Source organism: Brevundimonas sp. EU05-FHT14B11, assembly GCF_058790835.1.
Genome location: NZ_JBYTCY010000001.1, coordinates 1127842 through 1153613, shown reverse-complemented (window position 1 = coordinate 1153613; position 25772 = coordinate 1127842). Strand labels below are relative to the sequence as shown.

28 protein-coding genes and 1 other RNA gene are annotated in these 25772 nt (G+C 69.9%); 12 read left to right on the top strand and 17 right to left on the bottom strand.

What is annotated here, in order from left to right; translation table 11 throughout:
* Nucleotides 1-53 precede the first annotated feature (53 nt).
* From AC3WRV_RS05750 to AC3WRV_RS05695, 12 genes are all read right to left on the bottom strand, one after another.
* Nucleotides 54-371 (bottom strand): BlaI/MecI/CopY family transcriptional regulator, encoded by a 318-nt coding sequence (locus AC3WRV_RS05750; protein ID WP_291834541.1) that lies wholly within the window; start codon nucleotides 369-371, stop codon nucleotides 54-56.
* Between the two features lie 5 nt (nucleotides 372-376).
* Nucleotides 377-832 (bottom strand): MotA/TolQ/ExbB proton channel family protein, encoded by a 456-nt coding sequence (locus AC3WRV_RS05745; protein ID WP_492312488.1) that lies wholly within the window; start codon nucleotides 830-832, stop codon nucleotides 377-379.
* Nucleotides 833-896: 64 nt separating this feature from the next.
* Nucleotides 897-1718 (bottom strand): TIGR00282 family metallophosphoesterase, encoded by an 822-nt coding sequence (locus AC3WRV_RS05740; RefSeq protein ID WP_492312487.1) that lies wholly within the window; start codon nucleotides 1716-1718, stop codon nucleotides 897-899.
* A 2-nt stretch (nucleotides 1719-1720) separates the two neighbouring features.
* On the bottom strand, nucleotides 1721-2281 hold the full coding sequence (locus tag AC3WRV_RS05735) for a 5-formyltetrahydrofolate cyclo-ligase (RefSeq protein ID WP_492312486.1): 561 nt from the start codon (nucleotides 2279-2281) through the stop codon (nucleotides 1721-1723).
* Nucleotides 2278-2505, bottom strand: coding sequence for a hypothetical protein (locus AC3WRV_RS05730; protein ID WP_492312485.1), 228 nt, complete (start codon nucleotides 2503-2505; stop codon nucleotides 2278-2280). Before AC3WRV_RS05730 ends, AC3WRV_RS05735 begins: the two co-directional genes overlap by 4 nt.
* A 23-nt stretch (nucleotides 2506-2528) precedes the next feature.
* A non-coding RNA gene (gene ssrS / locus AC3WRV_RS05725) (6S RNA) lies at nucleotides 2529-2689 on the bottom strand.
* Between the two features lie 52 nt (nucleotides 2690-2741).
* Nucleotides 2742-4094 (bottom strand): S41 family peptidase, encoded by a 1353-nt coding sequence (locus AC3WRV_RS05720; protein ID WP_492312484.1) that lies wholly within the window; start codon nucleotides 4092-4094, stop codon nucleotides 2742-2744.
* Nucleotides 4091-4573, bottom strand: a complete 483-nt coding sequence (locus tag AC3WRV_RS05715) for a MarR family winged helix-turn-helix transcriptional regulator (RefSeq protein ID WP_492312483.1) — start codon at nucleotides 4571-4573, stop codon at nucleotides 4091-4093. The genes AC3WRV_RS05720 and AC3WRV_RS05715 overlap by 4 nt, the downstream gene beginning before the upstream one ends.
* Nucleotides 4574-4641: 68 nt before the next feature.
* On the bottom strand, nucleotides 4642-5292 hold the full coding sequence (locus AC3WRV_RS05710) for a DUF4166 domain-containing protein (protein ID WP_492312482.1): 651 nt from the start codon (nucleotides 5290-5292) through the stop codon (nucleotides 4642-4644).
* Nucleotides 5293-5308: 16 nt separating this feature from the next.
* The gene (locus AC3WRV_RS05705; protein ID WP_492312481.1) at nucleotides 5309-5851 is read right to left on the bottom strand and encodes a GbsR/MarR family transcriptional regulator; all 543 of its coding nucleotides are present in this window, start codon (nucleotides 5849-5851) and stop codon (nucleotides 5309-5311) included.
* A 62-nt stretch (nucleotides 5852-5913) separates the two neighbouring features.
* On the bottom strand, nucleotides 5914-6228 hold the full coding sequence (locus tag AC3WRV_RS05700) for a cell division protein ZapA (protein WP_291839674.1): 315 nt from the start codon (nucleotides 6226-6228) through the stop codon (nucleotides 5914-5916).
* On the bottom strand, nucleotides 6228-6641 hold the full coding sequence (locus AC3WRV_RS05695) for a hypothetical protein (protein ID WP_492312480.1): 414 nt from the start codon (nucleotides 6639-6641) through the stop codon (nucleotides 6228-6230). Before AC3WRV_RS05695 ends, AC3WRV_RS05700 begins: the two co-directional genes overlap by 1 nt.
* Between AC3WRV_RS05695 and tkt the strand changes: the two genes are divergently transcribed.
* The 4 genes from tkt to purT are packed head-to-tail and all read left to right on the top strand — an operon-like array spanning nucleotide 6628 to nucleotide 11021.
* Nucleotides 6628-8577, top strand: coding sequence for a transketolase (tkt, locus tag AC3WRV_RS05690; protein ID WP_492312479.1), 1950 nt, complete (start codon nucleotides 6628-6630; stop codon nucleotides 8575-8577). The genes AC3WRV_RS05695 and tkt overlap by 14 nt on opposite strands.
* A 4-nt stretch (nucleotides 8578-8581) precedes the next feature.
* Complete coding sequence (locus tag AC3WRV_RS05685; RefSeq protein ID WP_492312478.1) at nucleotides 8582-8977, top strand: VOC family protein; 396 nt, start codon at nucleotides 8582-8584, stop codon at nucleotides 8975-8977.
* Nucleotides 8977-9810 carry an alpha/beta hydrolase gene (locus tag AC3WRV_RS05680; RefSeq protein ID WP_492312477.1) on the top strand — a complete coding sequence of 278 codons (834 nt, stop codon included), beginning with the start codon at nucleotides 8977-8979 and terminating at the stop codon, nucleotides 9808-9810. Before AC3WRV_RS05685 ends, AC3WRV_RS05680 begins: the two co-directional genes overlap by 1 nt.
* 14 nt (nucleotides 9811-9824) lie before the next feature.
* Nucleotides 9825-11021, top strand: coding sequence for a formate-dependent phosphoribosylglycinamide formyltransferase (gene purT, locus AC3WRV_RS05675; protein WP_492312476.1), 1197 nt, complete (start codon nucleotides 9825-9827; stop codon nucleotides 11019-11021).
* A gap of 7 nt (nucleotides 11022-11028) precedes the next feature.
* On the opposite strand, the gene AC3WRV_RS05670 is transcribed toward purT, so the two are convergent.
* The gene (locus tag AC3WRV_RS05670) at nucleotides 11029-12933 is read right to left on the bottom strand and encodes a methyl-accepting chemotaxis protein (protein WP_492312475.1); all 1905 of its coding nucleotides are present in this window, start codon (nucleotides 12931-12933) and stop codon (nucleotides 11029-11031) included.
* 189 nt (nucleotides 12934-13122) lie between these two features.
* Here AC3WRV_RS05670 and AC3WRV_RS05665 point away from each other — a divergent pair, with 189 nt between their 5' ends.
* Entirely contained in the window at nucleotides 13123-14301 is a 1179-nt protein-coding gene (locus AC3WRV_RS05665; RefSeq protein WP_492312474.1) for a carbohydrate porin, read from the top strand.
* Here the strand turns inward: AC3WRV_RS05665 and AC3WRV_RS05660 are convergent.
* The 3 genes from AC3WRV_RS05660 to AC3WRV_RS05650 all read right to left on the bottom strand — a co-directional run bounded on the left by AC3WRV_RS05660 (nucleotide 14282) and on the right by AC3WRV_RS05650 (nucleotide 17607).
* Nucleotides 14282-15526, bottom strand: coding sequence for a S41 family peptidase (locus AC3WRV_RS05660; protein WP_492312473.1), 1245 nt, complete (start codon nucleotides 15524-15526; stop codon nucleotides 14282-14284). The genes AC3WRV_RS05665 and AC3WRV_RS05660 overlap by 20 nt on opposite strands.
* 9 nt (nucleotides 15527-15535) lie before the next feature.
* The gene (locus AC3WRV_RS05655; RefSeq protein ID WP_492312472.1) at nucleotides 15536-16789 is read right to left on the bottom strand and encodes a S41 family peptidase; all 1254 of its coding nucleotides are present in this window, start codon (nucleotides 16787-16789) and stop codon (nucleotides 15536-15538) included.
* Between the two features lie 104 nt (nucleotides 16790-16893).
* The gene (locus tag AC3WRV_RS05650; protein WP_492312471.1) at nucleotides 16894-17607 is read right to left on the bottom strand and encodes a hypothetical protein; all 714 of its coding nucleotides are present in this window, start codon (nucleotides 17605-17607) and stop codon (nucleotides 16894-16896) included.
* Nucleotides 17608-17738: 131 nt separating this feature from the next.
* On the opposite strand from AC3WRV_RS05650, the gene AC3WRV_RS05645 reads away from it, so the two are divergent.
* The 7 genes from AC3WRV_RS05645 to AC3WRV_RS05615 all read left to right on the top strand — a co-directional run bounded on the left by AC3WRV_RS05645 (nucleotide 17739) and on the right by AC3WRV_RS05615 (nucleotide 25079).
* Nucleotides 17739-18455, top strand: coding sequence for a response regulator (locus AC3WRV_RS05645; protein ID WP_492312470.1), 717 nt, complete (start codon nucleotides 17739-17741; stop codon nucleotides 18453-18455).
* Nucleotides 18452-19969: an ATP-binding protein gene (locus AC3WRV_RS05640; protein ID WP_492312469.1), complete on the top strand. Its 1518-nt coding sequence runs from the start codon at nucleotides 18452-18454 to the stop codon at nucleotides 19967-19969. The genes AC3WRV_RS05645 and AC3WRV_RS05640 overlap by 4 nt, the downstream gene beginning before the upstream one ends.
* On the top strand, nucleotides 19969-21276 hold the full coding sequence (locus AC3WRV_RS05635) for a S41 family peptidase (RefSeq protein WP_492312468.1): 1308 nt from the start codon (nucleotides 19969-19971) through the stop codon (nucleotides 21274-21276). The genes AC3WRV_RS05640 and AC3WRV_RS05635 overlap by 1 nt, the downstream gene beginning before the upstream one ends.
* A gap of 114 nt (nucleotides 21277-21390) precedes the next feature.
* Nucleotides 21391-22398: a type I glyceraldehyde-3-phosphate dehydrogenase gene (gene gap, locus AC3WRV_RS05630; RefSeq protein ID WP_492312467.1), complete on the top strand. Its 1008-nt coding sequence runs from the start codon at nucleotides 21391-21393 to the stop codon at nucleotides 22396-22398.
* Nucleotide 22399: 1 nt separating this feature from the next.
* Complete coding sequence (locus AC3WRV_RS05625) at nucleotides 22400-22729, top strand: hypothetical protein (RefSeq protein ID WP_492312466.1); 330 nt, start codon at nucleotides 22400-22402, stop codon at nucleotides 22727-22729.
* Between the two features lie 13 nt (nucleotides 22730-22742).
* On the top strand, nucleotides 22743-23942 hold the full coding sequence (locus AC3WRV_RS05620) for a phosphoglycerate kinase (protein ID WP_492312465.1): 1200 nt from the start codon (nucleotides 22743-22745) through the stop codon (nucleotides 23940-23942).
* A 111-nt stretch (nucleotides 23943-24053) separates the two neighbouring features.
* A complete protein-coding gene (locus AC3WRV_RS05615; protein WP_291833109.1) occupies nucleotides 24054-25079 on the top strand; it encodes a class I fructose-bisphosphate aldolase in 1026 nt (341 codons plus the stop codon).
* Nucleotides 25080-25122: 43 nt separating this feature from the next.
* On the opposite strand, the gene AC3WRV_RS05610 is transcribed toward AC3WRV_RS05615, so the two are convergent.
* Complete coding sequence (locus AC3WRV_RS05610; protein WP_492312464.1) at nucleotides 25123-25761, bottom strand: DUF2799 domain-containing protein; 639 nt, start codon at nucleotides 25759-25761, stop codon at nucleotides 25123-25125.
* Between the last annotated feature and the right edge of the window lie 11 nt (nucleotides 25762-25772).

The following is a 25772-nucleotide window of genomic DNA, read 5'->3' as shown; positions in this document are numbered from 1 at the left end:
GGCGTCGGCTGTAACGCACGGATGCGGCGGGGCGAGTTAAGTCTTGGACAGGTTCAGCCCTTGTCCGACCGGTCCCGCCGCGCATGCGCGACCAACGCCTCGAAATCCCCGCCGAACAGCCGGTCGACGAGGTCGCCGATCTCGGCGTCCAGCCAGACGTCGCGCGCCAGCACGGCGTGATAGCGCTGGCGCCCGTCCTCGCGCTCGGAGCGGACCGCCCCCTTCTGCATGAGGCGATGCAGAAGGGTCTTGATGGTGGCGTCGCCCCACGGCTGGCGCGACTTGACCTCGTCCATCAGGGAGGCGGCGGACAGCGGCCCGCAGCGCCACAGGGCGGCGAGGACGGCGCTCTCCGCCTCGGTGACGGCGATGCGGGTCAGGACCGCAGCACCGCGCGGTCGATGCGCGCCTCGACGATCCAGTTGCAGATGACCGCGACCACGCCCGCGATCAGGCCGAGGACGAAGATGAAGGCCGCCTCGGCCACGCCGGGAGCGAGCACGTTGTACGGCGGCTGCTCGCCGATATTGGCGATGCCGATGTTAATCATCAGCACATTGTAGGCCGCACCCAGCAGGCCGATCAAAGGCCCGCCCAGACGCAGGGCTTGGAGATAGGCCGATCCGCCGGTCAACCGAGGACCCGACAGGACCTTGAGCACCGTGACGACGATGGCGGCGATCGCTGAGACCAGCAGCAGCACCATGATGAGCTTCATCGCCGGCGCGGCGTCGGCGAACACTACAGCCGGGGTGATCCGGGTCTGCGCGAGCGCCAGTCCGGGGATGAGCGACGCCGCGGCGCCGATGGCAGTGAGACGGATGGTCGACATGGTGCCCTCTGGATTACGTTTGTAATCCAGTCAGATTACGTATGTAATCTTTCGCGTCAATCCCTCAGAGAACCGGGATCGCCTGGCTCAGCCGCCCGCCGACCCGGATCGGCTCGACGCGGGTGGCCAAGCCGGTGCGGTCGTCGGTCTCGACATAGACGCCGCAGATGGTGGCCGGGCCGTGGGCGGGGGTGTAGCGGCCGCCAGACAGACGCGTCGTGAAGCGCCGCAGGGGCTCTTCCTTCTCGTTGCCGATGACCGAGTCATAGTCGCAGCAGCCGCCGGCGTCGGTCTGGTAGGCCGTGCCGCCGGGCAGGATCTGGCAGTCGGCGGTCGGGACGTGCGTGTGGGTGCCCACCACGAGCGACGCGCGCCCGTCGCAGAAATGGCCCATGGCCATCTTCTCGCTGGTCGCCTCGCAATGGATGTCGACGATGATGGCGTCGGCGGCCATGCCCATGGGACAGGCGGCCAGCTCCTTCTCGACGGCGCCGAACGGGTCGTCGACCGCATCCATGTGGATGCGGCCCAGGGCGTTCATGACCAGCACCGTCTTGCCCGAATGGGTCTCGAACAGATTGGCGCCGGCGCCGGGGGCGTCCATCAGGCGCGGATAGTTGAGCGGCCGGATCAGGCGCGGCTCGCGCACGATATAGGTCAGGGCCTCGCGCTGGTCCCAGCTGTGGTTGCCCAGCGTCAGACAGTCGGCGCCGGCCATGAACAGCTCGTTGGCCGTGTGCTCGGTGATGCCGAAACCGCCCGCGGCGTTCTCGGCGTTGACCACCACGAAGTCGAGCTTCAGGTCCCGCTTGAGACCGGGCAGGTGGTCGGTGAGGCCGTCGCGGCCGGACTTGCCGACCACATCGCCGAAGAACGCGAGACGCATATTCAGAGTACCTTTCGGGCGGCGGTATAGCCGACCTCGGTCAGAACGCCATGCAGGCGGATGTCGTGCCCTTCGAGCGGCAGGTCCTCGACCTGCTGTCCGGCGTAGGCGAAACCGATGCGGATCGCGTCCGGCAGGGCGGCGAAGGTGCGGTCGTAATAGCCGCCCCCCTGCCCCAGCCGGCCGCCCCTGGCGTCGAAGGCCAGCAGGGGGGCGAGGATCAGCTCTGGCGTGACCGTTTCGGCCAGCGGCAGGGGCGCGGGAACGCCGGCCTGGTCCAGCTCCAGCGGTTCGCCCGGCGTCCATAGGCGGAAGACCATCGGCGCGTCGAGCGCCGTCACCACCGGCAGGCACAGGGTCCGTCCCTGACGGGTCAGGGCCAGGGACAGGGCGCCCATGTCCAGTTCGGAGCCGATGGCGCGATAGACCGCGACCGGATCGCCCGGCGGGAGGGCTCCGACATGGTCGGCGGCGCGGGAGGCGGCCTCGGGATCGAGTCCGGCTAGGCGCTTGCGCAGGGCGCGGGCCTCGGCGCGCAGGGCCGCCTTGTCATGAGGGGTCAAAGCGAAGTCCGAGCGTCGCTGCGGTAGGTGAAGGCGACGACGGCGAGATAGACGGCGATGATGAGGCCCCGCGCGCTCCAGGCGAGGGCGCCGTCAGCCGGATCGATGAGGAGACCGGCGCCGATCATGGCCAGGATCATGGCAGCGGTGGCCGCCCAACCCTCCCACGAGGCCGGGGACGCGCCCCAGCCGAACGCCTTGGGTCCGAACCAGCCGCGCTTCATCGTCAGCTCCGGGGAGAAAGGGTGGCGGCGCCGCAAGAACCGTGAAGGGCGTTTAAATCCTCTCGACCTGGGTAGCCAGGTGGGCTCCGTGTGCCCGGGCCCTCGAGCCCAAACAGGGACAGATCCCTTCGAGTGAATTAAGGTCGCGAGGAAATGTTGCCTTCGACGTGGGCCGCAGCAGGACCCGCCGCCGAGCAAGATAGTCCTTCACCCGGGGCGGAACAATGGCCGGCGCGTCAGTCCCTGGGGAAGCGTGACGGCGCGGGCTCGTCGACCCACTGCATCTCCAGAGCGTCGCCGGTCAGGCGCAGGCGCACGCGGTCGTCGTAGCCCTCGACGCTGAAGAGGCCGTCGGCGGTCATGGGCCGCAGCCTGGCCTTCTGGCCGTTCGACCGTCGCCAGACGAGGCCGCCGTCCTCGAACAGGATAGCGCGGCCGCTGTAGGTTCCGGCCAGGGGCGCGAGCCGAGCGGCGGGCAGGCTGACAGGATTCAGACGGGCCTCGACACCCGTCCGGGCCCACTCCCAGCCCGCGCGATCGACCGGATCGGCGTCCGTCCGCTCCAGCAGGCCGGCCAGGGCCAGCGTGGTCGCCGCGTCCAGCGCGGTGACGGGATCGACCGCGATGTCTGGGCTGACGCCCGCGGCCTCCCAGTTGGTTCCGGAGACCGGATGCACCGGACGCCCGTAGGAGACGCTGAGCATGAAGCCGGGCGCGATGGGGACGAAGGTGTTGTTGTTGGCCGCGCCCGCCGTGGTCGCGCCGACCAGGGTCCCGAGGTGGAACTGCCGGACGTCGTAGGCGAAGGCCTCGGCCGCCGAGCCGACCTGCGGGCTGATCAGGACATAGAGCGGCTTGCCGGTCAGGCGACCGGCGGGAAGGTTATCGAGGGTGCGCGACTGGACCGGCTCCTTGCCGGCCTCCAGGAAGGTGATGTCCAGCTGGTCCGGCTTCATGAAATGGCTGAGCAGGTAGCGGACCGCCGCGTGATCGCCGCCGCCGTTGCCGCGCAGGTCGATGATGAAGGCGTCCCCGTCGCGCAGGAATCGCATGGCGTCGTCATAGGCCTGGCCGGTGCGGTCGGCGACCCAATGGAACTGGGTGATGCGCAGGTAGCGGATGTTGCCCGGCAGGATGCGCATCTCGGCCAGGCCGTGATTGGCGCGCCGGGCGGAGGCGGCCCAGATGGCTGCGAGCTCGGGATTGTCGAAGACATCGCCTGCGGAAGCGACCGCCGCGGCGTACCGGGCCGGGGCGTTGTTCATGTACATGTGGCCGTCGCCGCTGGACGATCGCAGATCGGCGCTGATCCGCTCGGCGAAAGCGCCCGGGTCGGCGGTGTCGTAGCGACCGCTGGACAGGCCTTCATTGAGCCGGTCGCGGATGGCGGGCACGCGGTCGGGGAAGACGTAGCGGGCCTCGACGGCGCTGATGATGGCGGCCACGGCGGTTGTCCGCTGGGCAGCGGTCAGGGGCGCGGCGTGGTCGGCTCGGGCGACCGCCACGGGGGCGGCGCGCTGGGCCAGCACAGGGGAGCCCGCCAGGCAGGCCAGGGCGCAGACGGAAACGGCGAGGCGGAAACGGGTCATCGGTCAGCTCCGGTTCGGGGGGAGGACGCCGCCGCGAGGCGGTCGGAGAAGGGTTGGCGGTCGAGGGCCTCGAGGGCGCGGGTCAGCACGTCAGCCAGCGGTTGGCCGATGTCGGCGTCGAGCCCCGACGCCGCGGCGGCGGTGGCGGCCCAGCAGCGCTCCAGCAGGGGAAACTGCTCCATCGCGAAGGGTGTCAGGGCGACGATGCGTTCGCGGGCGTCGGCCCCCGGCTCCAGCGCGACCCAACCCCGCCTGGCCATCTGGCTGACGGTCTGGCTGACGGCCGAATGGGTGACGCCGGTTCGCGCCGACAGGACGCGGAGACTGGCCGGGCCATGGTTCACCAGGGCGCGCAGGATCGGCGTGAAGCGTGGGCGGTAGTCGAGGCCCGCATTGACGTAGGCCTGCTCCACAGCGCCGTCGAGATGCTCGATCAGGCGGCGAAGCAGGACGCCGTGGGTGCGCTGCGAATAGGTCATGCCGAAAGATGTATAAGCGCTGTTACATCTTCGCAAATGACAAAGAAGAAAGGTGTTTCCCTCTCGCTTCAGGCGTCGTGGAAGACCGCGTCCTGGCCGATCAGGCGGCCGAGCAGTGGATGGTCCAGCGCCAGGGTGAAGGCGAAGCGCCCCTCGCCCAGGTCGCGGTGAGTGATGGTCAGGGCGCCGGGCTCCGTCCAGCGCGGCAGGCGAAGGCGCAGGCCCAGCACGGTCGCGAAATAGAAGGCGCTGCGGAATACCAGCGCGCCCTCTTCCGCCGCCACGGTCAGGGCCATGCCGACGCCGCCGCCGACATGCTCTTCCAATCCCGTGGGGCCGGCGAAGCGCTTGGCGCTGTGGATCACCTGCGGGAAGCCGGTCTTGCGCACATACATGCGGCTCCAGACCTGACCTCGACCGACGGCGTCCTCGGTGACGGCGACCACCGCGACGCCCGGTTTGAACACCAGCGGCAAGGGGCCGCCGATCAGCCGGGCGGCCTGGGCGAGCAGGCGGCCCATCGGATGCGCTTCGACGGCGACGACCTCGCCGCGATAGACGACGGTGGCGCCGCCCTTCATCCGCTTGGAGAAGCGGCGGCGCACGGCGGGAGGAAGCGCGGCCCAGTCCTCGGCGGGGAGCAGGGTGCGGAAGCGGAGGTCGGCGAGCTCGCCGTCCCGCGGCTGGATCCCGGTCCTGATCGTTGCAACAGCCCCCACCGTCCCCTCCTCTTCGTTACTTGCCGCCGGGAATGAGCGCCGCGATGCGGGCGCCCAGTTTCAGCAGCGCCATCAGCTTGGGCCGAGCGACCGTGGTGATCTGGCCGTACCAGCGGTCGATCGTCTCGGTGAACTCCAGCATCTCCTTCAACCGCTTCAGCGCGACCGGATGGACCGTCGGGTCCGCTTCGGCCTCGGCCACGCATTGGCGAAGGGTCTCCAGCGCGGGATCGATTTCCTTGGCCTTGCGCCCGGCGGCGATGCGGGAGGCGACCTCCCAGACATCGACCTCGGCCTCGAAATGGTCGCGGCGGTCGCCCCGGATCGGGACCCGCCGGATCAGGTTCCAGGCCAGCAGCTCCTTGAGGGAGTTGGAGACGTTGGACCGCGCCATCTCCAGCGTGACCGCGATGTCCTCGGCGGTCATCGGCTTGTCAGCGGTCATCAGGAAGGCGTGGATCTGGGCCACCGAGCGGTTCACGCCCCAGAAGCCGCCCATCTCGCCCCAATGGAGGACGAAGCGTTCGAGCGATCCGGGAAGTTTCTTTATTTCTGTCATTACAGAAATATCAGACATAACAGATCATGAGTCAATCGCGCGCCGAGACTGGACGCTGCGACCTAAAGTCCCTGGGCGATCTTCTCGAGGCGGGCGGCGACGGCGTTCAGCGCCTCGGCGACGCCGTCGGTGGTGGCGACCGGCTCGCCCACAGGGGCGGAGCCGCCGCCGTTGGTGCGGGCCTCGTGCAGTTCGTCGGCCAGCAGCAGGCCGGCCATCAGGAACAGGCGCAGGTCGCCGACGTGACCGACCTCGCCCGACACCTGCCGGACGTGACCGTCGAACTCGGCGGCCAGGGCGCGAACCCGGTCTTCCTGACCGTCAGCGCAGCCGACGGCGTAGGGACGGCCGTTGATCTCGACCGTGACGGTGGCCATCAGCGCCCCTCCTGTTCGGAGAGGGCCAGGCGAATCGCATCGGCGGCGCGGGCCAGGGTCTCGGCGGCGTCGCGGCCGGCGGCCTCGAGCTCGTGAATCCGGGCGCGGTCGGTCTCGCTGGACGGCTGGGGCGCGAACAGATCATCTTCGGGCACACGGCTGCTTCCCGCGGCGCGGCTTTTCAGGTCGAGCAGACGGCGTTCGAGCAGGGCGAGAGCCCGATCAACGCGATCCTTTGCGGCCGATGCAGCATCCATCCGGTCAGAACCTCCAGAATCCGTATAGAACCCGCGCACGCGTCGGGGTAAAGCGGCGCGCCTCCCTTTTTCCGCCTTCCGACGAAAGGTCTCCACAGTGACCGACGCCAAAGCCGTATCCGCGAAAGCCACTCCGAAGCAGATGGCCGACGCCATCCGGGTCCTGGCGATGGATGGTGTAGAGAAGGCGAAGAGCGGCCACCCGGGCATGCCGATGGGCATGGCGGACGTGGCGACCGTGCTGTTCTCCAAGTTCATGAAGTTCGATGCGAGCCGTCCCGACTGGGCCGACCGCGACCGCTTCATCCTGTCGGCGGGCCACGGCTCGATGCTGATCTACGCCCTGCTGCACCTGACCGGATACAAGGCCGCGACCAAGGAAGAGCTGTCGAACTTCCGCCAGTGGGGCTCCAAGACCGCCGGCCACCCCGAGTATGGCCACATGCCGGGCGTCGAGGTCACCACGGGTCCGCTGGGTCAGGGCCTGGCCACCTCGGTCGGCTTCGCGCTGGCCGAGCGTCATCTGGCGGCCAAGTACGGCGACGATCTGGTGGATCACCGCACCTGGGTCATCGCCGGCGACGGCTGCCTGATGGAAGGCGTGTCGCAGGAAGCCATCGCCCTGGCCGGCCGCCTGAAGCTGAACAAGCTGACGGTGCTGTGGGACGACAACGAGATCACCATCGACGGCAAGGTGTCGCTGTCGGACGCCACCGACCAGAAGGCGCGCTTCAAGGCCGCCGGCTGGGCCGTGAAGGCCGTCGACGGGCACGACATGAAGGCCATCAAGTCGGTGCTGGCCTGGGCCGCCAAGCAGGACAAGCCGACGCTGATCGCCTGCAAGACCAAGATCGGCAAGGGCGCCGCCACCATGGAAGGCAGCCACAAGACTCACGGCGCGGCGCTGGGCGCGGCCGAGATCGCCGCCACCCGCCTGGGCCTGGCCTGGGATCACGATCCCTTCGAAATGCCGGAGAACATCCTGTCGGCCTGGCGCAAGGTCGGCCGTCGCGGCGCCAAGGACCGCAAGGCGTGGGAAGCCCGCCTGAACGCCTCGAAGCAGGCGGCGGACTTCACCCGGGCCATGAAGGGCGACCTGCCGGACGGCGCCTTCGCCAAGCTGGACGCCAAGATCGCCGAACTGGTCGAGACCAAGCCCGCCCAGGCCACGCGCCAGTCGTCGGGCGCGGCGCTGGACGAGCTGTTCGCGGCGGTGCCGGAACTGGTCGGCGGCTCGGCCGACCTGACCGGTTCGAACAACACCTTCGTCAAGGACACGCCGATCCTGGACGCCCCGACCTATGAGGGCCGCTACATCAACTACGGCATCCGCGAGTTCGGCATGGCCGCGGCGATGAACGGCCTGGCGCTGCACGGCGGGGTCATCCCGTACGGCGGCACCTTCATGGTGTTCTCGGACTACAGCCGCCCGGCGATCCGCCTGGGCGCCCTGATGGGCGTGCGCGCGATCCACGTGCTGACCCACGACTCCATCGGCCTGGGCGAAGACGGCCCGACCCACCAGCCGGTCGAGCACCTGGCCGCCCTGCGCGCCATTCCGAACCTGCTGGTCTTCCGCCCGGCCGACACGATCGAGGCGATGGAGGCCTGGAAGATCGCGCTGCAGACCAAGGACGCCCCCTCGGCCCTGGCCCTGTCGCGCCAGAAGACCGCCGCCGTACGCGTCACGGCCTCGTCGGAGAACCTGACGGCCAAGGGCGCCTATGAGCTGCGCGCCGCCAAGGGCGAGGCCAGGGCGACCCTGTTCGCCACCGGCACCGAGGTTCCGCTGGCCCTGGCCGCCGCCGACCAGCTGGAAGCCGAAGGCACGCCGACCCGCGTGGTCTCGGTTCCCTGCTTCGAGCTCTTCTTCCAGCAGCCCAAGGCCTATCAGGCCTCGGTCATCGGCCGGGGCACGGTGCGCGTCGCCGTCGAGGCCGCGATCCAGCAGGGCTGGGAGCGCTTCATCGGCGAGGACGGCGCCTTCGTAGGCATGACCGGCTTCGGCGCCTCGGCCCCGGCGGAAGTGCTGTACGAGAAGTTCGGCATCACCACCCAGGCCGTGGTCGCGGCGGTCAAGGCGCGGCTGTAAGGCCGTGTCCCGCCTCGGCGCCGTCAGCCTGCTGGTCCGTGACTACGACGAAGCGATCGCCTTCTATGTCGGCAAGCTCGGCTTCGATCTGACCGCCGATATCGACCAGGGCCGCAAGCGCTGGGTAACGGTGACGCCGAAGGGCGGAGATACCGCCCTTGTGCTGGCCAAGGCCACGACGCCGGAACAGGTCGCCCGCATCGGCGATCAGGCCGGCGGGCGGGTCTGGCTGTTCCTGGAGACCGACGACTTCGCGCGCGACCACGCCGCATGGACGGCGGCGGGCGTCGCCTTCCGGGAGGCGCCGCGGCATGAACCCTATGGCGTGGTGGCGGTGTTCGAGGACCTGTACGGCAACGCCTGGGACCTGATCGAGCCCGCCAAAGGAGAGACCGTCTGATGATCCGCGCCGTCGCCGCCCTGATCGCCCTGCTGGCTTTCACGACCCCCGCGGCCGCGCAGACCACGGGGCCCGAACCAACGCCCATCGTCATCGGCCAGTCCTACGCCCTGCCCTCCGCGACCTATGGCGGGACGAGGGAGATCAACGTCTGGCTGCCGCCCGGCTATGCCGAGAGCGGCAAGACCTATCCGGTGCTCTACCTGCTGGACGGCGGGCAGGCGCAGGACTTCCACCACATCTCGGGCCTGGCCCAGCTGGGGACCATCGTCGGCACGACGCGGGACGTGATCGTGGTCGGCGTCGCCTCGGTCGACCGCCGCAACGAACTGGCCCTGCCGACCGAGGATCCGGAACTGATCGCCCGCTATCCGACGCAGGGTCAGTCGGCGCGCTTCCGCGACTTCCTGTGGAAGGAGGTCCAGCCGTTCGTGGAGGGCCGCTTCCGCACCAATGGCGAGACCGCCCTGATGGGCGAGTCGCTGGCGGGGCTGTTCGTGGTCGAGACCTTCCTGAAGGAGCCGCAGCTGTTCGACGCCTACGTCGCCGTCAGCCCCAGCCTGTGGTGGGACGGCGGGCGGCTGGCGCGGCAGGCCGGAGCCCATCTGCGCGATCACTCGAACGATCCACGCACCCTGATCCTGACCATCGCCGACGAAGGCGGAGAGATGCAGGCGGCCATGGACGTGCTGGTCGGCAACCTGCGCCAGTACGCCATGCCGGGCCTCACCTGGGACTATCAGCCCCGCCCGACCGAGAGCCACGCCACCATCTATCACGGCGCGGCGCTGGACGCCTTTCGGCGGCTGTACGCCGTCCCGCCCGAAAACTGACTGGAGATCCCGCGATGAAATTGGGAACGCCGCTGTCCGACACCGCCGTGCGGGTCATGCTCCTAGGTTCAGGCGAACTGGGCAAGGAGGTGGCCATCGAGCTGCAGCGGCTGGGCGCCGAGGTGATCGCGGTGGACCGCTATCCCAACGCCCCGGCCATGCAGGTGGCGCACCGCAGCCACGTCATCCCGATGACCGACCCGCAGGTGCTGAACGGCGTCATCATGGCCGAGGCGCCGCACATCATCGTGCCGGAGATCGAGGCCATCGCCACCGAGGTGCTGGCCCATATCGAGGCCGCCGGCCTGGCGACCGTGATCCCGACCGCGCGCGCGACCCAGCTGACCATGAACCGCGAGGGCATCCGGCGGCTGGCGGCGGAAGAACTGGGCCTGCCGACCAGCCCCTACGCCTTCGCGACCTCGGCGGCCGAACTGGCGGAAGCGGCGCATCGCATCGGCCTGCCGGTGTTTGTGAAGCCAGTGATGTCGTCCTCGGGCAAGGGCCAGTCGATGATCGAGGCGCTGGAGGACGCGGGCGCCGCCTGGGCCTATGCGCAGTCCGGCGGACGGGTCGAGACGGCGACGGTGATCGTCGAGGGCCGCATCGACTTCGATTTCGAGATCACCCTGCTGACCGTGCGCTCCAAGGCGGCGGACGGTTCGACCCGCACCGACTTCTGCGCGCCCATCGGCCACCGGCAGGTGAAGGGCGACTATGTCGAGAGCTGGCAGCCGCAGGCGATGAGCGCCGTCGCCCTGGCCTCGGCGCAGGATATCGGCGCCAAGGTCACGGACGCGCTGGGCGGCCTGGGCGTGTTCGGGGTCGAGCTGTTCGTGAAGGGCGACCAGGTCTGGTTCTCGGAAGTTTCGCCCCGTCCGCACGATACCGGACTGGTCACCCTGGCGACCCAGACGATGAGCGAATTCGCCCTGCACGCCCGCGCCATTCTGGGCCTGCCGGTCGACGTCAGCCAACGCGACATCGGCGCCAGCGCGGTGATCTACGGCGGCATGGACGCCGTAGGGATCGCCTTCGAGGGCGTGGCCGAGGCCCTGTCGGTGCCGACCGCCGACCTGCGGCTGTTCGGCAAGCCCGAGAGTTTCGAGCGCCGCCGCATGGGCGTGGCCCTGGCCCGGGGCGCGGACACCGACCAGGCCCGCGAGCGCGCCCGCGAGGCGGCGTCGCGCGTGAAGCCGGTCGCGAACTGAGCCGCGCCTAGAACTCTTCCCAGCCGTCCTCGACCGCGTGCGGCCGGGGCGCCGCGCCGCCGCGACCCACGGTCCGCATCTGTGCGACCGGACGGGCCTGCGTGCGGGCGGTCTGCGGCTGGGTCGCCGCGCCCGAGGTGCGGAAGCGTGACACCGAACTGGCCAGCACATCGGCCTCCTGCGACAGCGAGTGGCTGGCGGCGGTCGACTGCTCGACCATGGCGGCGTTCTGCTGGGTGACCTGGTCCATCTGGTTGACGGCGGTGTTGACCTGCTGGAGGCCGGTGGCCTGTTCATTGGCCGAGGCCGCGATTTCGGAGACCAGGCCGTCGATCTCGGCGACGCGGCCGACGATGCGTTGCAGGGCCTCGCCCGTCTGGCCGACGAGCTTCACACCGGTGTCGACCTGGCTGGTCGAGGCCGAGATCAGCGACTTGATCTCCTTGGCCGCTTCGGCCGAGCGCTGGGCCAGGGCTCGAACTTCGGAGGCGACGACCGCGAAGCCGCGGCCGGCATCGCCGGCGCGCGCGGCCTCGACCCCGGCGTTCAGGGCCAGCAGATTGGTCTGGAAGGCGATCTCATCGATGACGCCGATGATCTGGCTGATCTCCTGGGCCGAGCGCTCGATGGCGCTCATGGCCGCGACGGCGTCGCGCACGACGGCCCCGCTGGTTTCGGCGTCGCCGCGCGCGGCGAGCACCACGCCCGCCGCCTGACGGGCGCCGGAGGCGGTGCGGTTCACCGTGGCGGTGATCTGGTCCAGCGCGGCGGCGGTCTCTTCGAGCGAGGCGGCCTGCTGTTCGGTGCGGCGCGACAGGTCGTCGGCGGCGTGGCTGATCTCGCCCGAGCCAGACCGGATGCCCGCGACATTGGCGACGACCTGCGACATGGCCTGTTCAAGCTGGGCGATGGCGGCGTTGAAGTCGGCCTTGAGCTGCTCGTAGTCGACGGGGAAACGCTCGTCGATGCGGTGGGTCAGGTCGCCCTTGCTGAGCGAGGCCAGGCCGTCGCCGAGGGCGGTGACGACCAGGCTCTGGTCGCGGGCCTGGGCCTCGCGCTCGCTCTCGGTCAGGCGGCGTTGGGCGTCCTCGGCAGCGCGGCGGCGGTCGGCCTCGGCGGTCTCGGCGTTCATGCGTTCGACGATCAGGGCCTGCAGGTCCTCGACCGCACGCCCGACGGAGCCGATCTCGTCGCCGCGGCGGGCGCTGGTCAGGTCGACGCCGGTCTGGCCCGAGGCCAGGGCGCGCATCTCGCGCGCCAGAGCCTGGATCGGGACCACGACCATGCGCAGGGAGGCGATGATCAGCATCACGCTGAACAGCACGCCCAGGCCGATGGCGCCCTGCATGATGCGTTCGCCCAGGGCGGCCTGGGCGTCGGCTGAGGCCTTGGCGGCGCCGGCGACGGCCTCGATGCGCTCGGACACCGTCTCCATCTGCGTTTCGAGTTCGAGGAAGGCGGTCTTGAAGGCCGGAAGCGCCGCGCGGGCCGCGGCGGGGTCCCGGCCGGCCAGGTCGACGATACGGTCGGCCGAGGCGATGTAGGCCTGCAGCGGGGCCTCGATGCCGGTCAGGGCCTCGCGAATCTGGGGGTCGGTGGCCAGCGCGCGGTTGGATTCCATGGCCTCGCGGAAGGTGGCGACATGCTCGCCCGTCTCGGTCCGCACATCGGAGAGGCTGACGCCAGCGGAGGGGTCGGAGGAGAGAATGGCCGACAACACGTCCGAGCGCAGGGCGTCGTGCATCATGTCGGCCAGCATGTGATTGCGCAGCACCTCCGACGAATGGCTGGACTGCTCCAGGGCGTCGCCCAGGGCGGTGGTCATCCAGAGGCCCGCGCCGGCGCTGAATCCGCAAAGCAGGAGAACGGAAAGGCCCGCGAACGCGACCTTGGTACGGATCGTCTTGAACATACAGCCCTCTCGATTGAAGGCTAATTCCACCGAAAGCGGTTAATACTTCGCTTTTTTGCTCGGTGGAAACTACGTATGCGAAGCTTAAGTCAAGTTCAAATCGTTATCGGTAGAAGTCAATCTGTGCAAAGTCGATGTGTAATGACTCACGACTGGGCTACAATTCTCCTGACGTGAAGAACATTCTATATGACGACTTCGAGACGCATCAAGTTGTTTGGCCTGTCCGCCGCCGCGGTTCTGGGTTCAATCGCGATTTCATCCCAATGTTCGGCTCAGGACACAGGCGGCGCTTGGACGACCGAGGTTACCTATACCGCCGATATCACTGGCGTCGTCTCAGGCGGACCGGCGAGGGCCGGGCGATTTCTGGACAATCTGGACGTCATCATCGACGGCGATCTTGAGCGGCTGATCGGCCTGCGCGGCGCCAAGCTTCACGTCTATCTGCTGAACAACAACGGCGGCGAGCCCAATGCGGTGGCCGGAACGCTGCAGGGCGTCGACAACATCGAGGTCGCCGACCAGGGCGCCCGCGTCTACGAGCTGTGGGTCGAGCAGGACTTCGGCGCCGGTTCGGTGCTGGCCGGCTTGTATGACGTGAATAGCGAATTCTATTCCACCTCGGCCTCGGACCTCCTGATCGCCCCGCCGTTCGGCATCGGCTCGGAGCTGGCGGCGACCGGTCCCAACGGCCCCTCCATCTTCCCCTCGACCGCCCTGGCCGTGCGCCTGCGGCTGGGCGACCTGGACGGCCGTTATGTGCAGGTCGCGGCGGTGAACGCCGAGGCGGGCTCGCTGGGCGACGCCCATGTGGACACCGACCTGGACAGCGGCGCCCTCTACCTGGCTGAAGCGGGCTGGAACGGTCCGGTGCGGCTGGCTGTCGGCGGCTGGCGCTATGGCGAGGACCAGGACGATATCCGCGACACCACGGTCCTGGGCGATCCGGCTCACCGCCAGGCCCAGGGCGCCTATGCCCTGGCCGAGGGCGGCTTCTATGAGAACGACGCCGGGCTGAACGCGCGCGCCTTCCTGCGGGTCGGGCTTTCGGACGGCGACACCACCGATTTCGAGGGCGGCTGGCAGACCGGGGTGCGGCTGGACCACGTCTTCCCGTCACGGCCCGACGCGGCCCTGTCGCTGGGCCTGCATCAGGGGCTGCTGTCGAACAAGGCGCGGGCCAATTTCCGCGATGAGGGCATCGACGCCGCCCACGCCGAGGAAGGAATCGAGCTGACCTATGCCGACACCTTCGGGCGCGTGACCCTGCAGCCGAGCGTCCAATGGGTGAACAATCCCGGCGGCGACCGAGACGCGTCGGCCCTGGTCGTGGCCTCCCTCCGGATCAGCGTGGCGCTGCGCTAGACGCCAGGTCGCGGACGGCGGCCAACGCCGCCTCCAGCGCCGGATCACGCCCCTCGCGGACGGCGCGCCAGTCGTCGGGCACGACGATGTCGGGCGTGACCCCGACCTTCTCCAGCGTCACCCTGTTGGGCGTGGTCATGACCAGCATTCCGACCCGCAGCAGACCGCCGTCCGGCAGATTGATCGCCCGGGTGCCGGTGACCGCCCCGCGCGTGGTTCCCCCGACGATGGTGACCCTGCCGTGCTCGCGCATCACACCCGCCAGCAGCTCGGCCGCGCTGGCCGAACCGGGGCCGGTCAGGATGACGACAGGTCCCAGATAGGGTTGCGGGGCCGGATCGACGTGCATCCGCTTGTCGATGAAGCGTCCCTTGAGGATGACGACGTCCCGGTCTTCGGTGAAGAACCAGGACATCGTCAGGGCTTCGAGGTTCAACTGCCCCCCGCCATTGGTGCGCAAGTCAAGGATCAGGCCGGGAGGCGGCTCGCCCGCCAGCCGCTGCATCTCGGCCTTGAACTGGTCGTAACGGGTCTGGTCGAAGTCATCGAAGCGGATATAGGCGACGCCGCCCTCCAGCGTCCGCGTCTCGAACCGGGCGATGGGCGGGGTCAGGACGGCGGTGAGGTCCAGGGCATGCTCCCGGCCCTCCTCGTCCAGGAAGACGACCCGGTCGGTCCGGCCGACGACGGGTGGCGAGGCCAGAAGCGCCGGACGGCCCGCGATTGTGTGGATCTTCCAGCCCGGCAGGACGCCCGCCTCCGCCGCCGGCGTGCCCGGACGGACAAGGGCGACGTAGCGCTCGTCGCCACGCGGGGTGACCACGATGCCGAAGCCGGCCCGCGCCTCGCCCTGTTCGCGGGCGCGCACCATCTCCCGCTCGACCGGGCTGAGGGTGTGGGTGTGGTCGTCGTCCAGCAGCTCCAGAAGTTCGGTCAGCCGGGCGTAAAAGCCGTCCTCGTCCGGCTCGGCCACGGCGGCGGCGCGGCGGGAGGCGGCGGCCTCCCTGAAGGGCACGCCGCCGAAGTCGCGCTTGTAGAACAGCCGCTCCACATAACCGACCGCGGCGTCATAGACCTCGGCGTTGAGCGCGGCTCGCGCCGGTGAACCGTCGGCGACCCGCACCGGCGGGGGCAGTTCATCCAGACGGGCGTAGGGGATTGAGGCACAGGCCGCCAGCGACAGGGCGAAAGCGACGACAAGGAGGCGTTGAGCGGTGCGGATCATCCGCCCAAGCTAGAGCGCAGGAGCCGCTCCGGCCAAGGCTGTTTCGCCCTGGGGCCGGGCCGCAAGGGCGGAAATCGCGGCCTGGAGGGCCGGATCGCGACCGGCCTGACGATCCTCGCGGGTCGCGGCGGCCTCATAATCGGGGGTCACGCCGCGCTTCTCCAGCCGCACCCCGCCCGAGGTGACGAAGTCGGCGCGGCTGAGCGTCAGGCGTCCACCATCGGGCAGACGCGTCTCCTGCGACACCAGCACCGCGCCGGCGGTCCGCTCGCCCACGACCGTGGCGCGCCCGGCTTCCTGCAGGGCGGCGGGGGTCAGTTCGGCGGCGCTGCGGCTGTCGCCATCGACCAGAACGGCGACAGGATTGGCCACCGGCCCGTTCAGCTCGCCACAGCCGCCGCCGGCGCGCATGACGATCTGGCGGCCCGAGCGCGGCGTGCGCGTGGCCCAGACCTGATCGCGCGGCAGGAAGCAGCTGAGCACGGCCTCGGCCTCCATCAGCCGCCCGCCGGGGTTGCCGCGCAGGTCGACGATGACGTCGGTTTCGGGCGGCAGGTCCGCCAGTTCCCGCCCCATCCAGCGGCCGAGCCCGGGCTCGAAGCCGTCGACCTTCAGCACCACCACGCCGGGCCGCGAGCGGTCGGCGACGAACGCGGGCTGGGGTTCCATGACGACGGGGGTCAGATCCAGAGGGCGAGGCCGCCCCTCCTCATCGACGAAGGCCAGGTTGATCACGCGGCCCGCGACCACATCCTGTTCGGGGCTCCACAGGCCTTCGCCCGTATGCAGCCGCCAGCCCTCGGTCACGCCCGCCGCCTCGGCCGGAGAGCCGCGACGGACGGACTCGATGGTGTAGTCGCCGGGATGGGCAGGATCCGGCCGCAGGGTGACCCCGATGGCGGCGCGGGGCTGACGCAGGGTGTCCTGGCGGCGAACGACGGCGGGCGGCGCGGCGCCGGCGTGGTCGTCGTCCAGCAGGCCCAGCATCTCGTCCAGCACGACATAGAGGGTGCGGTCGTCCTGCGCGGCCAGGGCGCGCGGGCGGTAGACGCCGCGCGCCGCGTTCCAGTCGACCCCATGCAGGCGGGGGTCGTAGTATTGGGTGCGGACCTCGCCCCAGACCTGGTCGAAGACCCGCTGGTTCATCCGCATCCGTTCGCGCGGGGACAGGACCGGCGAGGCGGCAGGGGCCGCGACGGCGGGCGCCTCGTCAGTAGCGCGCGCCCCGGCGAACGACGGAGCCGCGACGAGCGCAAGGCCCATCGCGGCTGACACGGTCAGTCGTGAAACGAGACGACGGAAGGACATCAACCCACGTTAGGGCGCCCGCCGTATGACGGCCAAATCACGAATTCGCCGGGTGCGGATCACTCGCCATCGGCCGGCGCGACGCGACGGGCGAAGACGTGGACCTGGTTCTCGCCGGCGCCCTCGCCTTCCTCGACGAAACCGGAGTGATCGGCGTCCATGCGGGAGAAGGCCTCACGCAGCGGCGCGGTGAACTCGGCCTCGCTGATCTTGCCGTCGCCGTCCTTGTCCAGATCGTCGGAGCCGTGGTCGCTGACGGCGGTGCGGACCTCGACGCGTCCGCCGGGTTCGCCGCCGGGCCCGCGCCGGAAGCGGATGACGCCGGGACCGCCGTCCGGCAGGGTCCGGACCACCACGCGACCGTCCTCGCCCGGGCCGTCGGGACCGACGAAGACCATGGTGTGCTCGCCGTCGCGTTCGATGCGGGCGGCGCGCTCGCCCCCCGGACCCGGACGCCGGAACTCGAACCGTTCCACGCCGGCTCCGCCGCCCAGACGCCGGACAGCGACATGACCGTCGCCCGGTCCATGTCCGGACGCCAGCTCGTCCCGCGACAGACGACCGTCGCCGTCCTTGTCCATCTTGGCGAACGCGTCGTTCAGGGGGGCGGCGAACTCCTCGCGGGTGACCTGGCCGTCTCCGTCGGCGTCGATATTGCCCGGACCGTCGCCGCCGGCGCCCATGAAGACGAAGTGGCTGCGCACTTCCGGCGGGGGCGGCGGCGCGGGCGGATCCTGCAGCAGGGCCGCGGACAGGGCGATCAGGGTCAGCATGGGCGAAGGGCCTTCCGGAGTTTTCGACGGTCTGTTGAAGCACCACCGCCTTGCATCGATATTTCAGCGTTCGCGGACAATGTTTCAGTGCTGAAATGACGGCGTCTTCAAGGTTCGACAGAATGGCGGCCATGCAGAACGACACTCAACGCATTCTCGTCGTCGACGACGATCCCGGCATCCGCGAGGTGCTGTGCGACTACCTGATCCAGCACGGCTATGACGCCGTGGGCGCCGCCTCGGCCGCCGAGATGGACCGCGCGATCGCGGCCCGCGCGCCCGACCTGATCGTGCTGGACCTGATGATGCCGGGAGAGGACGGGCTGTCCGTCTGCCGCCGCATGTCCGGCAAGGGCGTGCCGATCGTGATGCTGAGCGCCATGGGCGAGGACACCGACCGGATTATCGGCCTGGAACTGGGCGCCGACGACTACCTGGCCAAGCCCTGCAATCCCCGCGAGCTTCTGGCCCGGGTGCGGGCGGTGCTGCGCCGCCCGCGCGAGGAGCCCGGCGCGACCGGACCGGCGCTGAATTTCGCCGGCTGGCGGCTGGACCTGCTGCGGCGCGACCTGACCCGGCCGGACGGCGAGCCGGTCAGCCTGTCCGCCGGTGAATTCGCCCTGCTGCGCGCCTTCGCCGAGCGGCCCGGGCGGGTCATGACCCGCGACCAGCTGCTGGAGCGGGCGCGGGGCGCGGACGCCGATGTCTTCGACCGCGCCATGGACGTGCAGATCAGCCGCCTGAGGAAGAAGCTGGATGACGGTTCGGGGCTGGAGATGATCCAGACCCTGCGCGGCGAGGGCTATATGTTCGACGTGAAGGTCGAACGGCAACGGGCCGCGACTTGAAGCGTCCATCCTCCTTCCCGGTCTTCGTCCAGGTCGCCGCGCTGGCGGCGGTGGCGCTGATCCTGTCGCAGGCCGTGACCTTCGGCCTGGTCGTGCTGTCGCCCGATCCCAAGCCGGTGGGCTTCAGCATGGCCGCCGCCGTCCAGGCGCTGAAGGGCGAAACCGCCGAGACCTCCGACGGGCGCCCCCTGCGCCGCCGCATCACCGATGAACCCGTCAAACGCAGCGACCGCGACGCCGGCGACCCGATCGCCCTGGCCATAGCCGGCTACCTGGCCCAACGGCTGGACGTCGCGCCGGGCAAGGTGCGGGTCTCGGTCGAGCACGGTCCGCGCCGTCGGGGTCCGCGCCGCGAAAGGCCGCCCGAGGCGGAAGGCCCCAGGCGCGAGACGGATTTCATCTTCGTCCGCCCCGAAGGTCCGGGAAGCGCGACAACCGTCCGCAGCGGCGCGGTCGTGACGTCCCCGAACGGTCCGACGCGTTTCACCATGCGCCGTGCGGAAGGCGACGGCCGCACGATCATGAACTCGACGATCCAGCAGTTCACCATCCAGGCCGACCGGCTGACCTTTGCCCCCTTCACCGCCTCGGTGCAGCAGGACGACGGGCGCTGGGCCACGGTCGAGCCGCCGCGCGGCCTGCTGTCGCCCTGGCAGCAGAGGGTGCTGCTGGGCCTGATGATCTCGATGCTGCTGCTGGCCCCGCTGGTGTGGTGGATGGCGAGGCGGCTGACCCGGCCCATCCGGGTCTTCGCCGACGCCGCCGAACGGCTGGGCGCCGATCCCGACGCCGAACCGCTGACGCCCTCGGGCCCCAGCGAGGTGCGCACCGCCATCCACGCGTTCAACGACATGCAGGCGTCCCTGCGCAATCACATGCGCCAGCGCACCCAGACTGTGGCGGCCATCGCCCACGACCTGCGCACCCCCCTGACCCGGCTGCGCTTCCGGGCCGAGCAGGCGCCGGACGCGGTGCGCGACCGCATGGCCGCCGACATCGAGGAGATGGACGCCCTGATCGCCCAGGCCATGGCCTTCGTACGCGGCGAGACGCAGCCGGAGCGGCGCGAGGCGCTGGACCTCGACGCCCTGGCCGCCGACTGCGTGGCGGGCTTCGCCGAGACCGGGGCGGCGGCGGCGTTCGACGGCGGCGGCGGCCTGCCCGTACTGGCCGACCCGGCCGCCGTGCGCCGGGCGCTGGACAATCTGATCGGCAACGCCGTGAAGTACGGCGGCGGCGCGCGGGTGAAGGCCTTCGCCGCCGACGGAGCCGCGGTCGTCACCGTCGAGGACGACGGGCCCGGCTTGCCGGAAGAGGAACTGGAGACCGCGTTCGAGCCCTTCCATCGCGGCGAGCGGTCGCGCAGCCGCGAGACCGGCGGCGCGGGCCTGGGCCTGACCGTCGCCCGGCAGGCGGCGCGCGCCTCGGGCGGGGACGTGATCCTGTCCAACCGAACGGGCGGCGGCCTGACCGCCCGGCTGCATCTGCCCCTGAACCCCGCGGAGTCCGCCTGATGCGTCATCTCCTGATCGCCGCCGCCCTGCTGGCCGCCACGCCCGCCCTGGCCCAGCAGCCGCCTGCGCCGGTCGCGGCGGCGGAGCGGCAGACGCCGCGCCAGACCGCCGAGGCCGTCGCGGCCCGCATCCGCCAGCTCTATTTCGATCCCGCCGCCGCCGAGCGGATCGCCGGCGATCTGGAACAGGTCGCCGCCTCCGGCGCCTTCGACGCCCTGACGGACGGACCGGACCTGGCCGCCGCGCTGAGCGCCCGCCTGCGGCCCGCCGACGCGCATTTCAACGTCGCCTATGATCCGGACGCGCCGGCCGCGCGCCCGCGTCCGGGCGAGGGCGGGCCGCCGCCCCGGCCCATGGCGCGGGGTCAAAACCCCGAGGCGCGCGCCCATTACGGTTTCCGCAAGGTCGAGATCCTGCCGGGCAACATCGGCTACATCGACCTGCGCCAGTTCTCGAACATCGACTTCGCCAATCCGGATGACCCGGCGCGCAAGGCGGCGGACGCGGCCCTGGCCTTCGTGGCGGATACGGACGCGGTCATCTTCGATCTGCGCGACAACGGCGGCGGCGCGCCGTCGATGGTCGGCTATCTGACCAGCGCCTTCACCCCGGCCACCGCGCCGATCTACAACGTCTTCCACAGCCGGGAGGGGACCGAGAGCGAAGCCCCGACGGTCTTCTATCCGACGCCCCGGCTGGACGTGCCGCTGTATGTGCTGATCAGCGCCCGGACCGGATCGGCGGGCGAGGCCTTCCCCTACACCCTGCAGGGCGCCCGCCGCGCGACGATCGTCGGCGAGGCCTCCGGAGGCGCGGCCAATCCGGGCGGCATGGTTCCCGTCGGCGGCGGGTTCGCGGTCTTCATCTCGCAAGGGTCGCCCCGAAATCCCGTCACGGGCCGAAACTGGGAAGGCAGCGGCGTGCAGCCCGACGAGGCCACGCCGTGGAACGAAGCGCTGGACCGCGCGCAGGCGCTGGCGCTGGAGCGAATCGTCGCGGCCGACGCCGGGCGCCGCGACGCCGCCTGGGCGCTGGAGGCGCTGACCGCATCGACCGCGCCGGGCGATCTGGCCCCCTATGCCGGGACCTACGGCGAGGCCGCGGTGTCGGTGAGCGGCGACGGCCTGGCCATCGCGCGCGGCCGGCGCCCGCCGGTTCTGCTGCGGCGGCTGGACGGAGACACTTTCACCGTGGTCGGCGATCCCTCGCGGCGCTACCGCTTCAGCCGCGATGCGGGCGGGCGGGTGACGGCCTTCGACGGGCTGAGCCCGAATGGTCCGGGGCCCCGGTCGCGCCGCACCGATTGAGGGTCGGCGTTACAGTTGATCACGCCTTGTTACGGTCGCGGGGTTGAATCCCCGGCCCGGGGGTTCCATTGAAGCGCCGACCCTGAACATCGCGCTTCCAAAGGAGCCCTGCCCATGACCGTCCGCGTCGCCATCAATGGTTTCGGCCGCATCGGCCGCCTCGTCCTGCGTTCGATCGTCGAGCACGGCCGTCGCGACATCGAAGTGGTGGCGATCAACGATCTGGGCCCGGTGTCCACCAACGCCCACCTGCTGAAGTACGACTCGGTCCACGGCCGCTTCCCCGGCACGGTCGAGCACGGCGACGACTGGATCGACGTGGGCCTGGGCAAGATCAAGGTGACCGCCGAGCGCGATCCCGCGAACCTGCCGCACAAGGAACTGAACGTCGACATCGCGTTCGAGTGCACCGGCATCTTCACCGCCCGTGACAAGGCCGAGGCCCACCTGAAGGCCGGCGCCAAGCGTGTGCTGATCTCGGCCCCGGGCGAGAACGCCGACAAGACCATCGTCTACAAGGTCAACCACGAGACCCTGACCGCCGACGACATCATCGTCTCGAACGGCTCGTGCACCACCAACGCCCTGGCCCCGGTGGCCAAGGTGCTGAACGACCTGTTCGGCATCGAGCGCGGCTACATGACCACCATCCACGCCTACACCGGCGACCAGCCGACGCTGGATACGATGCACAAGGACCTGTACCGCGGCCGCGCCGCCGCCCTGTCGATGATCCCGACCTCGACGGGCGCCGCCAAGGCCCTGGGCCTGGTCCTGCCGGAACTGAAGGGCAAGCTGGACGGCTCGTCGATCCGCGTCCCGACCCCGAACGTCTCGGTCGTCGACCTGAAGGTCGTCGCCGGTCGTGAAGTGACCGTCGCCGAGATCAACGCCGCCCTGCAGGCCGCCGCCGATGGCCCGATGAAGGGCGTGCTGTTCACGACGACCGACCCGCTGGTCTCGTCGGACCTGAACCACATCGCGGCGTCCTCGACCGCCGCCCTGCCGCAGACCCAGGTCGTCGACGGCAAGCTGGCCCGCGTCCTCAGCTGGTACGACAACGAGTGGGGCTTCGCGACGCGTATGGCCGACACCGCGCTGGTGATGGCGAAGTTCCTCTAGAATGAAGTGGGCGCTGACGGTCCTTCTGGTTCTGTCAGCGCCGCTGGCCCTGTACTGTGGCCCGACCGCTTTCGACCTGCCCCACTACATTGGCCAAGGGTTGTCGCAGGGAAACCTGCTGACCTCCGGCGGCCTGTGGAACCTCTTCCTCCGCCTCATCCCGATCTTCTGGCTGCTTTCCGCCGGTTGGGTGATCATCCTCTGGCGGCGGCGCGGATCGGTTCGTCCTCCAAGGCTTCTGCTGAGCATTCTTGTCGGCGGCCTGCTACTGATGCTCACCTTCGTCACCGTCTTTTTCGTCTACGTCATCTGGGCGTGGAGCCAGATGTAACCGGATGCCTGCCATGACCTTCCGCACTCTCGACGACGCAGGCTCTCTCGCCGGCAAGACCGCGCTGGTTCGCGTGGACTTCAATGTGCCGATGGAGGCCGGGAAGGTCACCGAGGACACCCGCCTGCGCGTAGCCCTGCCGACGATAAACAAGCTGCGCGACGCGGGCGCCAAGGTGGCCCTGCTGGCCCACTTCGACCGGCCCAAGGGCCAGCGCGTGCCGTCGATGAGCCTGCAGCCGGTCGTCGACGACCTGGAGCAGCTGCTGGGCGCGCCCGTCCGTTTCGCCAATGACTGCGTCGGCGAGGACGCCAAGGCCGCCATCGCCGACCTGGATGCGGGCGGCGTGGTGCTGCTGGAGAACATTCGCTTCCATGCGGGCGAGGAAAAGAACGATCCGGCCTTCGCCAAGCAGCTGGCCGAGCTGGGCGACGTCTACGTCAACGACGCCTTCTCCGCCGCGCACCGCGCCCACGCCTCGACCGAGGGACTGGCGCGCCTGCTGCCGGCCTATGCGGGCGAGTCGATGCGCCGTGAGCTGGATGCGCTGGACAAGGCGCTGGGCAATCCGGTCAAGCCGGTGATCGGCATCGTGGGCGGGGCCAAGGTCTCGACCAAGCTGGACCTGCTGCAGAACCTGGTCGCCAAGCTGGACCGCCTGGCCATCGGCGGCGGCATGGCCAACACCTTCCTGTATGCGCAGGGCGTGGATATCGGCGGCTCGCTGGCCGAGAAGGACATGGCCGACACCGCCCGCGCCATCATGGAGACGGCGAAGGCCAAGGGCTGTGAACTGCTGCTGCCCGTCGATGTGGTGGTCGCGACCGAGGTCAAGCCGGGCGCCGCGACGCGGACCGTCAAGGCGGGCGAGGCTCTGTCCGCCGACGACAAGATCCTGGACGCCGGCCCCGAGACCGTGGCGCGCCTGATCGCCGCCATGGACGCCTCCAAGACCCTGATCTGGAACGGCCCGCTGGGCGTGTTCGAGGTGCCGCCCTTCGACGCCGCCACGGTGGCCGCGGCGAAGCATGCGGCGGAACTGGCAAAGGCCGGTGCGCTGGTGGCGGTGGCCGGCGGCGGCGACACGGTCGCGGCGCTGCACCATGCGGGCGTGGCCGACGACATGACCTTCGTCTCCACAGCCGGCGGCGCCTTCCTGGAATGGATGGAAGGCAAACCCCTGCCCGGCGTCGAGGCGCTGCAGGCGCAGTAAGGACACCGTTTTTCAAGGGCCGCTGAGCCCCGCGCCTGTAACAAGGCGTGATGACTTCGTCCGCGTTCGGCGCTAGACCGCCACGCAAATCATCAACTCAGGGGAAATCCGATGGATCTGGCGGCTCTCAACCTCGTGGCCGAAGCCATGGTCGCGCCCGGCAAGGGCATTCTGGCGGCTGACGAATCCACGGGCACGATCAAGAAGCGCTTTGACGCGATCGGCGTCGAGAACACCGAAGAGAATCGCCGCGACTATCGCGAGCTGATGTTCCGCTCAGAGCAGACGATGCGCGAGCACATCTCGGGCGTGATCCTGTTCGAGGAAACCCTGTACCAGGACGCCAAGGACGGCACGCCGCTGGTCGACCTGATCTCGGCCGCCGGCTCGATCCCGGGCATCAAGGTCGACAAGGGCGCCTCCAAGATGGCCGGCTTCCCGGGCGAGACGGCGACCAAGGGCCTGGACGGCCTGTCCAAGCGCCTGCGCGCCCATTACGAGCGCGGCGCCCGCTTCGCCAAGTGGCGCGGCGTCATCGACATCGCCGACGGCATCCCGACCTGGGGCGCGATCAAGACCAACGCCCACGCCCTGGCCCGCTACGCCCGCATCTGCCAGCAGGAGCAGATCGTGCCGATCGTCGAGCCGGAAGTGCTGATGGACGGTTCGCACGACATCGCGCGCTGCGACGAGGTCACCCGTCAGGTGCTGCAGACCGTCTTCAACGAACTGGCCGAGCAGCGCGTGGCGCTGGAAGGCATCATCCTGAAGCCGAACATGGTCATCTCGGGCAAGGGCAGCCTGCGTCAGGCGACGGTCGAGGAAGTCGCCGAGCGCACCATCGCCGCCCTGAAGGCCACCGTGCCGTCGGCCGTGCCGGGCATCGCCTATCTGTCGGGCGGCCAGACGGACGAACAGGCGACGGCTCACCTGGACGCCATGAACCGCATCGGCGGCTTCCCGTGGAAGATGACCTTCTCGTACGGCCGCGCCCTGCAGGCCGCGCCGCAGCGCGCCTGGTCGGGCAAGGCCGAGAACGTCGCCAAGGCCCAGGCGGCCTTCCACCACCGCGCCCGCATGAACGGCCTGGCCTCGCTGGGTCAGTGGGACGCCAAGCTGGAAAAGAAGGCGGCCTGACCGCCTGTCGGCAGGGCGGGCGCGTGACGCCCGCCCGCCGGATTCACCAGGCGCCGTAGTGGCGCTGCAGACGATAGCGGACGTCGCGCGCATTGCGCTCCGCGTCGTCGAGGTCGCGCTGCGCACGGCGCCAGTTGCGCTCGGTATCCTCGCGCTCTCGGCGGATTTCCTGGATACGGTTGCGGAGCTGGTCGCGCTGCTCGTCCGTCAGCCCTTCGCCGCGCAGCTCGCGCTGTTTGGACGCGAGCTTGTCGTCCAGCTCTTCCAGCCGCCCGCCCAGACTATCGACGCTGCTGCGCGCATTGGAGATGGCCTGCTCCGAAGCATAGACCAGCTGGCCGTCCTGATAGGCGGGCAGGAAGTCATCCTCCAGATCTGCCGGGCAGACCCCATTGTAGGCGGAGCCGTTGCGGCCCTGCGCGAAGCCGTTCGGCGGGGTGCAGTAGCGCAGCACGCCCTGAGCCCAACCGGCCCGGTAGGCGTCGTCGTCCGGCGTGATCCCGTGCTTGGTGCAGGCTGCGGCATGCTCGCCCAGACGGCTCTGGGCATAGCCCGCCGCGCCGTCCGAGAAACCCTTGCCGCTCCAGTCGCCGGCCACGCATTCTTCGGCGCTCATCGTCGCGCAGCTGCCCAGCAGCGTGGTGGCGACAATCAGGCCGATGCTCAACAGAACGGTACGCATGGGACCCCTCC

Bases quoted from the DNA above. Each gene is read 5' to 3' on its own strand.
- purT (WP_492312476.1), top strand. From the start codon at position 9,825: ATGAAATTGGGAACGCCGCTGTCCGACACCGCCGTGCGGGTCATGCTC.
- gap (WP_492312467.1), top strand. From the start codon at position 21,391: ATGACCGTCCGCGTCGCCATCAATGGTTTCGGCCGCATCGGCCGCCTC.
- AC3WRV_RS05730 (WP_492312485.1), bottom strand. From the start codon at position 2,505: ATGAAGCGCGGCTGGTTCGGACCCAAGGCGTTCGGCTGGGGCGCGTCC.
- AC3WRV_RS05705 (WP_492312481.1), bottom strand. From the start codon at position 5,851: ATGACAGAAATAAAGAAACTTCCCGGATCGCTCGAACGCTTCGTCCTC.
- AC3WRV_RS05635 (WP_492312468.1), top strand. From the start codon at position 19,969: ATGCGTCATCTCCTGATCGCCGCCGCCCTGCTGGCCGCCACGCCCGCC.
- AC3WRV_RS05610 (WP_492312464.1), bottom strand. From the start codon at position 25,761: ATGCGTACCGTTCTGTTGAGCATCGGCCTGATTGTCGCCACCACGCTG.
- AC3WRV_RS05715 (WP_492312483.1), bottom strand. From the start codon at position 4,573: ATGACCTATTCGCAGCGCACCCACGGCGTCCTGCTTCGCCGCCTGATC.
- AC3WRV_RS05625 (WP_492312466.1), top strand. From the start codon at position 22,400: ATGAAGTGGGCGCTGACGGTCCTTCTGGTTCTGTCAGCGCCGCTGGCC.
- AC3WRV_RS05655 (WP_492312472.1), bottom strand. From the start codon at position 16,789: ATGGGCCTTGCGCTCGTCGCGGCTCCGTCGTTCGCCGGGGCGCGCGCT.
- AC3WRV_RS05720 (WP_492312484.1), bottom strand. From the start codon at position 4,094: ATGACCCGTTTCCGCCTCGCCGTTTCCGTCTGCGCCCTGGCCTGCCTG.
- AC3WRV_RS05645 (WP_492312470.1), top strand. From the start codon at position 17,739: ATGCAGAACGACACTCAACGCATTCTCGTCGTCGACGACGATCCCGGC.
- AC3WRV_RS05620 (WP_492312465.1), top strand. From the start codon at position 22,743: ATGACCTTCCGCACTCTCGACGACGCAGGCTCTCTCGCCGGCAAGACC.
- AC3WRV_RS05695 (WP_492312480.1), bottom strand. From the start codon at position 6,641: ATGGCGTCGGCCATCTGCTTCGGAGTGGCTTTCGCGGATACGGCTTTG.
- AC3WRV_RS05665 (WP_492312474.1), top strand. From the start codon at position 13,123: ATGACGACTTCGAGACGCATCAAGTTGTTTGGCCTGTCCGCCGCCGCG.
- AC3WRV_RS05745 (WP_492312488.1), bottom strand. From the start codon at position 832: ATGTCGACCATCCGTCTCACTGCCATCGGCGCCGCGGCGTCGCTCATC.
- AC3WRV_RS05660 (WP_492312473.1), bottom strand. From the start codon at position 15,526: ATGATCCGCACCGCTCAACGCCTCCTTGTCGTCGCTTTCGCCCTGTCG.
- AC3WRV_RS05615 (WP_291833109.1), top strand. From the start codon at position 24,054: ATGGATCTGGCGGCTCTCAACCTCGTGGCCGAAGCCATGGTCGCGCCC.
- AC3WRV_RS05700 (WP_291839674.1), bottom strand. From the start codon at position 6,228: ATGGCCACCGTCACGGTCGAGATCAACGGCCGTCCCTACGCCGTCGGC.
- AC3WRV_RS05740 (WP_492312487.1), bottom strand. From the start codon at position 1,718: ATGCGTCTCGCGTTCTTCGGCGATGTGGTCGGCAAGTCCGGCCGCGAC.
- AC3WRV_RS05670 (WP_492312475.1), bottom strand. From the start codon at position 12,933: ATGTTCAAGACGATCCGTACCAAGGTCGCGTTCGCGGGCCTTTCCGTT.
- AC3WRV_RS05680 (WP_492312477.1), top strand. From the start codon at position 8,977: ATGATCCGCGCCGTCGCCGCCCTGATCGCCCTGCTGGCTTTCACGACC.
- AC3WRV_RS05650 (WP_492312471.1), bottom strand. From the start codon at position 17,607: ATGCTGACCCTGATCGCCCTGTCCGCGGCCCTGCTGCAGGATCCGCCC.
- tkt (WP_492312479.1), top strand. From the start codon at position 6,628: ATGGCCGACGCCATCCGGGTCCTGGCGATGGATGGTGTAGAGAAGGCG.